Source organism: Providencia sp. PROV080 (assembly GCF_033688105.1).
GTDB lineage: Bacteria > Pseudomonadota > Gammaproteobacteria > Enterobacterales > Enterobacteriaceae > Providencia > Providencia zhejiangensis.
Genome location: NZ_CP096346.1, coordinates 2,579,057 through 2,590,425 on the forward strand (window position 1 = coordinate 2,579,057; position 11,369 = coordinate 2,590,425).

General features: G+C 38.8%; 13 protein-coding genes. 4 read left to right on the plus strand and 9 right to left on the minus strand.

All coding sequences use genetic code 11. From position 1 onward, the window contains the following. Nucleotides 1–27 precede the first annotated feature (27 nt). The 3 genes from infC (M1F03_RS11370) to thrS form a co-directional block, all read right to left on the minus strand. Nucleotides 28–567, minus strand: a complete 540-nt coding sequence (gene infC / locus M1F03_RS11370) for a translation initiation factor IF-3 (RefSeq protein WP_163863602.1) — start codon at nt 565–567, stop codon at nt 28–30. A gap of 441 nt (nt 568–1,008) precedes the next feature. Beyond that, a complete protein-coding gene (gene infC, locus M1F03_RS11375) occupies nt 1,009–1,548 on the minus strand; it encodes a translation initiation factor IF-3 (RefSeq protein ID WP_163863604.1) in 540 nt (179 codons plus the stop codon). A gap of 3 nt (nt 1,549–1,551) precedes the next feature. Beyond that, complete coding sequence (gene thrS, locus M1F03_RS11380) at nt 1,552–3,480, minus strand: threonine--tRNA ligase (protein ID WP_163862056.1); 1,929 nt, start codon at nt 3,478–3,480, stop codon at nt 1,552–1,554. A 555-nt stretch (nt 3,481–4,035) separates the two neighbouring features. Between thrS and M1F03_RS11385 the strand changes: the two genes are divergently transcribed. Together M1F03_RS11385 and M1F03_RS11390 are read left to right on the plus strand one after the other, a co-directional pair. Beyond that, nucleotides 4,036–4,671, plus strand: coding sequence for a lytic polysaccharide monooxygenase (locus M1F03_RS11385; RefSeq protein WP_154623354.1), 636 nt, complete (start codon nt 4,036–4,038; stop codon nt 4,669–4,671). 227 nt (nt 4,672–4,898) lie between these two features. Next, nucleotides 4,899–5,075 (plus strand): hypothetical protein, encoded by a 177-nt coding sequence (locus M1F03_RS11390; RefSeq protein WP_251464347.1) that lies wholly within the window; start codon nt 4,899–4,901, stop codon nt 5,073–5,075. A 174-nt stretch (nt 5,076–5,249) separates the two neighbouring features. Here M1F03_RS11390 and M1F03_RS11395 read toward each other — a convergent pair whose 3' ends face one another. From M1F03_RS11395 to fos, 5 genes are all read right to left on the minus strand, one after another. Then, the gene (locus M1F03_RS11395) at nt 5,250–5,849 is read right to left on the minus strand and encodes a LysE family translocator (RefSeq protein ID WP_154623091.1); all 600 of its coding nucleotides are present in this window, start codon (nt 5,847–5,849) and stop codon (nt 5,250–5,252) included. 307 nt (nt 5,850–6,156) lie between these two features. After that, a complete protein-coding gene (locus M1F03_RS11400) occupies nt 6,157–6,606 on the minus strand; it encodes a methyltransferase family protein (protein ID WP_154623092.1) in 450 nt (149 codons plus the stop codon). Between the two features lie 118 nt (nt 6,607–6,724). Continuing rightward, nucleotides 6,725–7,126 carry a hypothetical protein gene (locus M1F03_RS11405; RefSeq protein WP_154623094.1) on the minus strand — a complete coding sequence of 134 codons (402 nt, stop codon included), beginning with the start codon at nt 7,124–7,126 and terminating at the stop codon, nt 6,725–6,727. 129 nt (nt 7,127–7,255) lie between these two features. After that, nucleotides 7,256–7,780, minus strand: coding sequence for a GNAT family N-acetyltransferase (locus M1F03_RS11410; protein WP_196713010.1), 525 nt, complete (start codon nt 7,778–7,780; stop codon nt 7,256–7,258). 76 nt (nt 7,781–7,856) lie between these two features. Beyond that, complete coding sequence (gene fos / locus M1F03_RS11415; protein ID WP_251464348.1) at nt 7,857–8,273, minus strand: fosfomycin resistance glutathione transferase; 417 nt, start codon at nt 8,271–8,273, stop codon at nt 7,857–7,859. A 557-nt stretch (nt 8,274–8,830) separates the two neighbouring features. On the opposite strand from fos, the gene M1F03_RS11420 reads away from it, so the two are divergent. Continuing rightward, complete coding sequence (locus M1F03_RS11420) at nt 8,831–9,535, plus strand: MarC family NAAT transporter (RefSeq protein ID WP_154622290.1); 705 nt, start codon at nt 8,831–8,833, stop codon at nt 9,533–9,535. Here M1F03_RS11420 and M1F03_RS11425 read toward each other — a convergent pair. Next, complete coding sequence (locus tag M1F03_RS11425) at nt 9,529–10,188, minus strand: transglycosylase SLT domain-containing protein (RefSeq protein WP_163862070.1); 660 nt, start codon at nt 10,186–10,188, stop codon at nt 9,529–9,531. The two genes, M1F03_RS11420 and M1F03_RS11425, sit on opposite strands and share 7 nt — an antisense overlap. Nucleotides 10,189–10,455: 267 nt before the next feature. On the opposite strand from M1F03_RS11425, the gene M1F03_RS11430 reads away from it, so the two are divergent. After that, on the plus strand, nt 10,456–11,367 hold the full coding sequence (locus M1F03_RS11430) for a metal ABC transporter substrate-binding protein (RefSeq protein ID WP_251464349.1): 912 nt from the start codon (nt 10,456–10,458) through the stop codon (nt 11,365–11,367). Nucleotides 11,368–11,369 lie beyond the last annotated feature (2 nt).

The window sequence follows — 11,369 nt, forward strand, 5'->3', positions numbered from 1 at the left end:
CTGCACAGTTACTACTTGATGGCCTAATTATTTCTTCTTCGGTGCCAGCACCATGATCATCTGACGTCCTTCAATTTTTGAAGGGAATGACTCCACTGACGCCAGCTCATCTAAATCAGCCTTAATACGGTTAAGTACTTCCATGCCGATTTGTTGGTGAGCCATTTCACGACCACGAAAACGTAGTGTAACTTTGGCTTTGTCACCATCTTCGAGAAAGCGAATCAGGTTGCGTAGTTTGACCTGATAATCACCTTCATCTGTACCAGGGCGGAATTTAATTTCCTTCACCTGAACAACTTTTTGCTTCTTCTTCTGTTCTTTTTGAGATTTGCTCTTCTCATAAAGGAATTTGCCGTAATCCATGATACGACAAACTGGCGGTTCGGCATTTGGGCTGATTTCAACAAGGTCTACCCCTGCTTCTTCTGCTTTTTCTAGCGCATCGCGCAAGCTCATAATGCCAAGCTGTTCGCCGTCTAAACCGGTTAAACGGACTTCAGTCACACGAATTTCGTCGTTAATACGATTTGGACGTGCTGTTGGGATTCTTTTTCCGCCTTTAATACTTTATTCCTCCAACTGGATAAAGAGAATTGCTAATCTTCTCTAAAGCATACATTTCAATAATCATTAAAGGTAACATATTCAACATGTTGATTACTAAAATGTCATATTCATTTGCCTATATGGGTTCCAATCTCTACGGACCGATATGGCGATTCGACCGCGGATTTTAATGCTTATTGCCCGATTACTCAAGTAGATAATCAATTTTTTCGCATTAATCGTTGCCTTTTGTTATTACCAATAGGGCCTAACAGAACGAAATATAAACAAATAAACACGTTTTAGGTTATTTGGTCTGCCGTGGCATCGCGTCATTCAATATACCACTAGCGTATAGGCAAAAAGGCTATTAACGCCGGTATACTCAATAACCTTGCTAATGACAATAAGGCAGTATAGCACCCACTTTTACTGTGGGTGCTGGTCATTATGACTTAATTATTTTTTCTTTGGTGCTAATACCATGATCATCTGGCGACCTTCAATTCTTGAAGGAAATGATTCCACTGACGCCAGTTCATCCAGATCAGCTTTAATGCGGTTAAGCACTTCCATACCAATCTGTTGGTGAGCCATTTCACGACCGCGGAAACGCAATGTCACTTTGGCCTTGTCACCATCTTCCAAAAAGCGAATGAGGCTACGCAATTTAACTTGGTAATCACCTTCATCTGTTCCTGGACGGAATTTAATTTCCTTCACTTGAACAACTTTTTGTTTTTTCTTCTGCTCTTTTTGAGATTTACTCTTCTCATAAAGATACTTACCGTAATCCATGATTCGGCAAACAGGTGGCTCAGCATTAGGGCTAATTTCAACTAGGTCAACACCAGCCTCTTCCGCTTTAGCGAGTGCTTCACGAACACTCATTACACCGAGTTGCTCACCGTCTAAACCGGTGACACGGATTTCAGTTGCACGGATTTCTTCGTTAATACGATTTGGACGTGCTGTTGGGAGTTTTTTTCCGCCTTTAATACCTTATTCCTCCATCTGATTGAGCTGACGACTGCGAATTTCTTCCAGCAGTTTGCTTGTAAATTCATTAACATCTAGGCTGCCTAAATCTTTACCACGACGGGTACGAACAGAGACTTTACCTGATTCAACTTCTTTATCACCACAAACTAGCATGTAAGGAACACGACGCAAGGTGTGTTCGCGAATTTTAAAGCCGATTTTCTCATTACGTAAATCCGCTTTCGCACGAATGCCAACACTTTGTAGCTTGCTAACTAATTCTTGAACATAATTTGATTGAGCATCCGTAATATTCATCACAACGACTTGTTGCGGCGCTAACCAAGTTGGGAAGAAACCTGCATATTCTTCTGTCAAAATACCGATAAAACGCTCAAGAGAACCTAATACCGCACGGTGAATCATCACAGGAACGATACGTTCGTTGTTTTCACCGACATAAGATGCATTGAGACGCCCTGGTAAGAAGAAGTCCAACTGGACAGTTCCGCATTGCCAAGCACGGTCTAAGCAGTCATACAGCGTGAATTCAATCTTAGGACCGTAGAATGCCCCTTCCCCTGGTTGGTATTCAAATTCAATACCTTGATCTTTTAATGCCTGAGCCAGATCCGCTTCTGCGGTATCCCACATATCGTCAGTACCGATACGTTTCTCTGGGCGTGTAGACAATTTAACAACTATTTTTTCGAAACCAAAAGTTGCATAAACGTCATAAATCATTTTAATGCAGTTAGTGACTTCACCTAAAATTTGCTCTTCGGTACAGAAAATATGCGCATCGTCTTGTGTGAAACCACGTACGCGCATTAATCCATGCAGTGCACCTGATGGTTCGTTACGATGGCAGCTACCGAATTCCGCCATTCTTAACGGCAAATCACGATAAGATTTCAAACCTTGGTTGAAAATTTGCACATGTCCTGGGCAGTTCATTGGTTTAACACAATATTCACGGTTCTCTGAAGAGGTTGTAAACATCGCGTCTTTATAGTTTTCCCAGTGACCTGTTCTTTCCCAAAGTACGCGATCCATCATGAATGGACCTTTCACTTCTTGATAGTTATAAGCTTTTAATTTAGTACGTACAAAGGTTTCCAATTCACGGAAGATAGTCCAACCGTCATTGTGCCAGAATGCCATACCAGGCGCTTCTTCCTGCATATGGTATAAATCTAATTGCTTACCAATTTTACGGTGGTCACGCTTAGCGGCTTCTTCAAGACGAAGCAAATAGGCATTCAATTGTTTTTTATCTGCCCATGCGGTGCCGTAAATGCGTTGCAACATTTTATTATCGCTATTACCACGCCAATATGCGCCTGCCACTTTTTGTAATTTAAAGTGGTGACAAAAACGCATGTTTGGCACGTGTGGACCGCGACACATATCAATATATTCTTGGTGGTGATATAACCCAGGACGATCATCTTGACTAATATTTTGATCAAGAATTTCCACTTTATAATCTTCACCACGCGCAACAAATGTTTCACGAGCTTCAGCCCAAGAAACACGTTTTTTAATTACGTCATAATCTGTTTTGGCAAGCTCCAGCATGCGCTTTTCAAGCTTCTCCAAATCTTCCTGCGTCAGCGCATAGTCCAGATCAATATCATAGTAAAAACCGTTATCAATCACTGGACCGATAGCCATTTTGGTATTTGGCCAAAGTTGCTTAATGGCATGACCTAACAAGTGAGCACAAGAGTGACGAATAATTTCAAGGCCATCGTCATCTTTACTTGTGATGATGGATAGATTGGCATCATTTTCGATGATTTCACAAGCATCAACTAGCTCACCGTTTACACGACCCGCGATACACGCTTTTGCTAGACCTGCGCCAATATCGCGCGCAACATCCATGACAGAAACGGCATGGTCGAACTGACGCTGACTTCCATCAGGAAGAGTAATAACAGGCATTAATAAATCCTTATCAGCAGTGGTGACCCACACGAAAGATCACTTGCTTGATTATTCCAAAGTTTATAAATCAATACGTTACCTTTAATTTCTCGCTGCACAATGCGAGGTATGCACACCAGTCTGTACACAAATGACAAAAATACTATGCACATTAAATGCAACTCAAAGACAATAATAACACAGACATATTTTAAGGCGATAGAGAGATAAGATTATTAATCCATTATATAAAGCCGCTAAAAAAGATATGCCTGTATAAAAAGGACCGAAAATTTAATCAATACTGCACAAAATTATTCAGCAACTCACCCCATTGAAAAGCGTAAATATAAAGTTGCTGATATTCATCATCGCTAGCCTAGCCGTATACTCAGCGACAAGTCAGCAAACAGTAATTATCTAACTGACATTGACTCCAAATAAATTAGGTTGTGCTTAGACAACACATAATCAGATCTGATAATCGTTAATAGTGAATTAACTCAGATAGCGTCGTTGCCAATCTTATTATCTGCACAACTTGACTTATAAGGAGCATAAGTGAGGTGTAATATGAAAAGCTTATGTAACGCTATACTATCGTTCTGTGCTATTGGTGTTATGTTACTCCTGTCGTCATCCCAAGTGAGTGCTCATGGTTACGTGTTAAGCCCTGAAAGCCGTGCTTACCAATGCTATAATGGCTATGGAAATGGCAAAGAACCAACCAACTTTGATTGTGGTATTAGAGGCACATCTGACCCACAAAGTATTGAAGGTTATAAAGGTTTTCCAGAAGCTGGCCCTCCAGATGGTCATATTGCAAGCGGAAATATTTCAACCTATTCTGAGTTGGATGTACAAACCCCAGATCGTTGGACAAAAGTTGATATGAAAACCGGCGAGAATACTTTCGTTTGGTATCTAACAATGAGCCATACATCGGCTTCATGGCGTTTTTTCATCACTAAAGCAGATTGGAACCAATCAGAAGCTTTAACTCGAGCAGCATTTGATTTAGAAAACTCTATTTGTGATCCTGAGCCAATCAGTGTGAGTGGCATTAATCCACCCACAAAAGAAAATATAGAGTTTAAATGTTATATTCCGACGGACCGAGAAGGCTACCATGTTATTCTCGCAATATGGGATGTTGCTGATACCAATAATGCTTTCTACCAAGTTATTGATGTTAATTTAAGCAATTAACGCAATAATGACTCTCTTTATCCCTTTATTAAGAAGAGAGGCTCTTTAATGTAAGAGCCTCTCTACACTCAAATCATGATGGATTAACCAACAGATTATCTCAGTATCGACTTAGCGTTATTGATATCCTTAAAAACTATCAATAATCAGCAATATACTTTGTCACCGTTAATTTCTTGCCGCCGCGAGATAGATCTCTATCATCGGGTTTTTTATGGGGTGTTTTTATGAAAAAAATTATACTGTTACTGACTTTTTTTGTATCAACAGCCTCTTTAGCTGATTGCCATTTAAAAAAGCCGCTAGGAATAAAATGTTGGATCAAAAAATTGGAATCTCCGGCCGTTGTGACACACAAAAAGCGATTAAAGATCAAGCAACCAAGCAACCAAGCAAATCGATGAACGTTTGGGTATTCATTCTCAAAACATCAAGCAAAATATCAGCGATAAAAAAGAACATATCGAGATTCAAGCCACTCGCGTTAATATCAATAAAGCTACCGACAAAACAACATAGTTTAAATATGAGTACTATTTAACCATCCCATCATGGACAATAGTACTCGTATGATTTGATTATTGAAAAAGAACAGATATTGCACTGGCTGCTAATAATAACCCCATCACTAGGTTAAATTTTTTCAATACCTGTGGATTTTTCAATCGCTCTCTTAATTCACTACCAAACATTGCCCAAATCGTCACACACGGAAAATTAATCAAACTAAAAATAATGGCGACTATCAACATGGAGCTATAAGGATTCATAGATTCTGTATACAAAGCCATCCCTGACACGGCCATCATCCAGGCTTTAGGGTTAACCCATTGAAAGAGTGCGGCTTCTAATAGAGTTAATGGCTTTTCATTACCGTCTTTCGGTGAGCCAACTGAACGGCTAATCGTCGTTTTCCATGCCAGCCACAATAAATAAATAATGCCTATATATTTCAGAATATTGTAAACCACTTCTGAAGATTGAATTAAGGCCCCTACACCTAGGCCAACAGCAACCAACATCACAAAAAAGCCAAGGGATACCCCTAAAGCATGCGGCATAGTCCGTTTCAATCCAAAGTTCATTCCTGACGCAAGCAACATAATATTATTGGGTCCAGGCGTGATGGAGGTTACGAAAGAAAACATCGATAAAGATAAGAAAGTTTCAATATTCATAGTGTGTGCATCTATTGAGCAAATTATTAATAAAAAATAACCACAGAACCTTTACTCAATGCAGCAACTTTTATCCCGCTGAATACTGAGTAACTCGCAGTGTAAAGCGGTTTGATTTCAACTTTTTTATCTCTACGTGCGCATGCTTAGCTTAACCCCATTAATTCACAAACAGATATAACTGGTCATTGCTTTTTCTACCTATCTATAAATCAAACTATGTGGTCAATCGCGATATATTTCTCTAGCTGTCATAAAGAGAAATAATATTTAGTCGCTATTTTAGTCACGATTCTATTGTGTATGGTTACAACCAGCGCCGAGTCTGTTGGCGATAACGTTGCCACTCTGCTTTAAAGTGTTCCGCTAAACATTTTTCTTCTTGCGGGATGGTATACAAATCGGTGATTAACCAAAACACTAGGCCAGACACCAAAAAATAGGGGGATTGAGTGAATAGCGCTAAGCTAACGCACATTGAAGTAAAAGCGAGATAGAGAGGGTTGCGAGAAAATCTAAATGGGCCTTCGGTAATTAAAGCTGTCGCAGGGCTGATAGGATTAGGAGACGTTTTGAAACGATAAAAATAATATAAACTGGCGGCTATCCATCCAAAACTTTCTAAAGCAACTAAGATACCTAGAACCCCCGTCCAACCAGAAAAACTCCACGCCAATATATTTTTTGCGTAGAGCGCATAGAAGGCAATTGTGTTTAAAATTAACCAATTTAAGAAGGGCAATCTAAATATGCTCATGACAATCTTCCTGAATCAACCTAGCATACGTAGACTAACATAAATCAATTAGCTTGTTTTAAGTCGCCAATCATATTTTTTGATCTTGGGGGGATAAAGCGGCTGTGCGTTTGTACCATCAACGCTGATTATGTCCTAAAAAGAAAACACTTTTTAATCCTTCAAGACGAGCATATTCTTGCTGACAGACTAATTTACGCACTTGCATTGGCATACTATCAATACGCGAGCGAATTCCATTGAGTTGATCATCTAGCCCATTCATCCCTTTGATACTGACGATATCTTCATTGGTCTTTAAATAGTCTGCGAACGTTTGTAGGTTACTTTCTAAACTATCGCATACATTATTATTGACATCCCGACTTGGTATTAATGAGCTAATGGATTCCGGCAAAAGGTTTGCAACACTAGGATAAATATTTTGTTTCCATTGTTGTGGGAAAACAATAAATAGTGCAGCCATTGAGATACCAATCAGCATCACTAAGGCTGTTAGAGCCGTCATTACATTTTTCATTTACAACCCCAAACTGTCCTGTTTCACTGTCTCTAGGATACTGCATAAGGCGTAAAGCAATTTTTATAATAAAAAATTGTTTGTAAAGAAAACTTTAGCTAGCGTATTTTACTAATAAAAGCAGACAAATTAAGATGATACGTTATTGTCCAATAATTTATAGAAGAGTGTTGTACTTTCAAATTCATGCTGTGCATTTGTCACAAAATGAGGGATTTCTCCCGCTTTAATATAGCCTTGTTTACAATACAAATGAGACGCGGTATCCCCCGTTCGGGTATCCAGTACCAATAATGTCCGTTTATGATTAAGCGCTAACTGCTCAATATTCATCAACAACTGTTTCGCCATACCATGCCCCCGAAAAGCAGTATGTACCATGAGTTTTTCAACTTCTGCTCGATGACGTCCATTTGCTTTTAAACATAAAGAGAGTTGAATGGCGCCAACTAACTGTTGATCAATATATTTCACCACTAATAGGCGCTCACCTTTACGTAAATCATTATCGACCTTTTGCCAATACTGTCGGGCGTCCTTCGGCATTAATGGTGCAATAAATCCGATTGATGCTCCACTATTAACACTATCGATTAATAGAGACTCTAACTGCTGTTCTATGCCTTCTATAGATGTCATTTCTTTGATAGACATTGTATTTTTCCTTAATACCTTATTTTGTTATTAGCATCAAAAATAGTTATTTTGTAAAGGCCAGTTAACAAGGACACTAATCGTAAAACACCATATTCTCATAAGGTGCTTTTTGGCAATGTGCTAAACGCCCTATTAATGAACCAACATGAATTTCTAGCTTATGGCCATCCGGATCCAAAAAGTAAAACGAATCCCCTTCGCTACGATTATCTTTCCAAACGGTAACATCTGCACGTTGTAGCTTTTCAACTACCGTAGAAAAGTCTTTTGATGATACGGTGAAAGCATAATGCGTATAGTCTGTCTTCTCTGGTCGTTGGGCCTTTCGGGTGGGATCGACTGAAAGACATACCCATAACTCCCCGCATGTGAGGTAAGCACCATTTTTCCATCTTGCATGAAGCTTCATTCCTAATATTGAATGATAGAAGAACAGGCTGCTCTTAATATCTGTGACTGCCAGAGTCAAATGATTAATCCCCGTAAGCATATAACCTCTATATTAAATTGCCAGAAAAAATATGTTTTTTATATATATTCAATTAGTTAAATAATATACGGATGGGTATTTCGATAATAATAAACAATAAATGTTTATTCTTTTAATGAATTTACATAACCAATAGTTAACTAACATAATTAAGCGTATAACTTAAAGCATATCGAAATTTTGACAACCTACTAATAGATGCCCTTTCCCTTTTTATGTCCCCCATAAAAAGGGTTTTTTTTACCCTAAAAATTGAACACTTTTAAAACACAAGCCTATCTAACTGTTATATAAGAAATAAGATAAGTTATTCACAATGGAATGCTAATGTTATCCACAGTTAATGTGAACAACTGCTCTTATTTCATATTATTTGAATACACCTCTTTGTAATTTAGAAATGTCATTATGAGACTCGTCATGGCAATATTTTATCGTTAACTTCACTAGCAAACAGCAGTCGGAGTGCTTTTACGGGGCATACAATAATAATTTTTGTTATAGTGCTCATTCATACTCAAAATTGTTAACATCTATAAGAGCTTAATTTGCCTATTATGAATGATATTTTGGAACTGTTTCAGGCCATCGGTATTGGATTGGTTTTATTACTACCACTTGCCAACCCTCTGACAACAATCGCTGTAATGCTCAGTTTGTCTGGCAATATGACCAAAGAACAACGAAACCATCAATCACTTTTGGCTGCCATCTATGTTTTTGCAATCATGACAATTGCCTTTTATGCTGGGCAGTTAGTCATGAATACATTCGGTATATCCATCCCCGGTTTAAGAATTGCAGGTGGGCTCATTGTGGCCTTTATCGGATTTGGAATGCTATTCCCTAGCAGTGAAAATAACGATGACACTAGTGCATTAGCGCCTGATGATTCGACTATTTCTAAAAAACGTCAACGATCTCCAAATATTGCCTTTGTTCCCCTCGCCATGCCAAGTACTGCTGGACCAGGAACTATCGCTATCATCATTAGTTCTACGGCATCTTTGCAAGGTGATGTCGGATTTGCACCTTGGATCTTAAAAGTTGCTCCTGTTTTGACATTTTTTATTGTCAGCCTAATCGTGTGGTTAGCGCTAAGGGGCGCAACTTCAATTATGAAATGGTTAGGTAACGGTGGGATTGATGCTATTTCTCGTATTATGGGATTCTTATTAATTTGTATGGGAGTCCAGTTCGTGATCAACGGTATCGTTGAAATAGTCGCACAACTCCCACATTTAATCGCAACACATCAATAGTTTATGGCTAATGCATTATAGGCATTTTTTACTTTCCACAAATAGCGCGGAGCTTGAGGCGCTGGATGCTTAGATTGAACGTGCTGGTAGAACTCTTCAGGCGTCAAACTATTAATCATCGCAATAGCTCTGCCCTTATCATTATCAAATGTTCGCAATAACGCCCCTGCACCATTAACGTAAGCAACAACAGTCGCATAGTACATGGTTTGTGGATGATTAATCCCCGCTAGGTGCTGCTCTTTAAGTATACGAATATAAGTGGTACCGATATCAATATTGGTTTTTGGGTCTTTTAATTCATGACTTGACGGTTCCCCCGACTTACCCTGATAACGATAAGCATCCCGACCCGCTGTCGATGCTTTTATTTGCATTAGGCCAATAGCATTGGATTTACTCACCACTTCAGGTCTAAAGTTGGATTCGACCTCAATTATCGCTCTAATCAACGTTTCATCGACATTATACCGATTTGCTGATTCTCGAATAAATTCATCAAATGGCGTGCGAGGGAATGAAATATTTTGCTGTACGGTTGATAAATTGCTACTTTTATTTAACATCCGTTGTGTTGATACTTGTTTTTCTGGTTCACTGGAGCATCCCGCCAGTAACAGAAATACCAATGCGCCACCGATATTTTTTTTCACCGAGATATCCTCTGCTAACAAAACTGACGGAAGAATAACTAATCGTAAGAAAAATAAAACAATTTTTACTTAACTTTTACTTTAAGACATGTTCTATTCATACCAATATATAATCACAATAATTGATGAATCACACACTTTTTGTCTTGACTTTATCCAATTGATATTGATAATCATTATCAATTGAGTTTTAATCCTGTTATGCTTTTTTGTTAATAACAGTACAATTAAAAAATCCACTAAGCCAATGATGTCAGGGTCTGAACTATGAACAAAAAATTTTCGCTCTTTTCTAAACCACTGCTTTCTGCTCTCTTTGCTTTATCCGCTATTCTACTAGTCAGTCAACCTGCTTTGGCTAAAAAGTTTAAGGTCGTCACAACTTTTACTATTATTCAAGATATCGCACAAAACGTGGCGGGTGATGCCGCAATCGTAGAGTCCATTACTAAACCTGGGGCAGAAATCCATGGTTATCAACCTACCCCGAAAGATATTATGAAAGCTTATGATGCTGACTTAATCTTATGGAATGGTCTAAACCTTGAAGTGTGGTTTCAACGTTTCTTTGAGAATTTCCAAAACGTTCCTGCCGTCGTAGTCACTGAAGGTATAGAACCTATGCCAATTCGAGAAGGTGAATATAAAGGAAACCCAAACCCTCATGCTTGGATGTCTCCTGCCAATGCCAAAATTTACATCGAAAATATTCGCAAAGCCTTGGTAAAGTATGATCCAGAAAATGCAGAAATCTATAACGCAAACGCTAAAAAGTATGCTGAAAAAATCGCACAACTTGATACACCGCTTCGCGAACGTCTTAACCGTATCCCTGAAGATAAGCGTTGGTTAGTATCCAGTGAAGGTGCATTTAGTTATTTAACAAAAGACTACGGTTTAAAAGAAGTGTATCTATGGCCTATCAATGCTGAAGAGCAAGGCTCCCCACAGCAAGTTAAAAAAGTTATCGATACCGTACGCGAATATAATATCCCTGTTGTTTTTAGCGAAAGTACTATTTCAGATAAACCCGCACGCCAAGTTAGCAAAGAAACTGGGGCAAAATATGGTGGGGTACTGTATGTGGACTCATTATCAACTGCTGATGGCCCTGTACCCACCTATATTGATTTGCTAAATACAACAGTAGACACCATAGCGAAAGGATTTGGTCAGTAATG

What these genes read in the sequence shown, in the direction of transcription:
- thrS (WP_163862056.1), bottom strand. Translation starts at nt 3,480, where the DNA reads ATGCCTGTTATTACTCTTCCTGATGGAAGTCAGCGTCAGTTCGACCAT.
- M1F03_RS11385 (WP_154623354.1), top strand. Translation starts at nt 4,036, where the DNA reads ATGAAAAGCTTATGTAACGCTATACTATCGTTCTGTGCTATTGGTGTT.
- M1F03_RS11390 (WP_251464347.1), top strand. Translation starts at nt 4,899, where the DNA reads ATGAAAAAAATTATACTGTTACTGACTTTTTTTGTATCAACAGCCTCT.
- M1F03_RS11395 (WP_154623091.1), bottom strand. Translation starts at nt 5,849, where the DNA reads ATGAATATTGAAACTTTCTTATCTTTATCGATGTTTTCTTTCGTAACC.
- M1F03_RS11400 (WP_154623092.1), bottom strand. Translation starts at nt 6,606, where the DNA reads ATGAGCATATTTAGATTGCCCTTCTTAAATTGGTTAATTTTAAACACA.
- M1F03_RS11405 (WP_154623094.1), bottom strand. Translation starts at nt 7,126, where the DNA reads ATGAAAAATGTAATGACGGCTCTAACAGCCTTAGTGATGCTGATTGGT.
- M1F03_RS11410 (WP_196713010.1), bottom strand. Translation starts at nt 7,780, where the DNA reads ATGTCTATCAAAGAAATGACATCTATAGAAGGCATAGAACAGCAGTTA.
- fos (WP_251464348.1), bottom strand. Translation starts at nt 8,273, where the DNA reads ATGCTTACGGGGATTAATCATTTGACTCTGGCAGTCACAGATATTAAG.
- M1F03_RS11420 (WP_154622290.1), top strand. Translation starts at nt 8,831, where the DNA reads ATGAATGATATTTTGGAACTGTTTCAGGCCATCGGTATTGGATTGGTT.
- M1F03_RS11430 (WP_251464349.1), top strand. Translation starts at nt 10,456, where the DNA reads ATGAACAAAAAATTTTCGCTCTTTTCTAAACCACTGCTTTCTGCTCTC.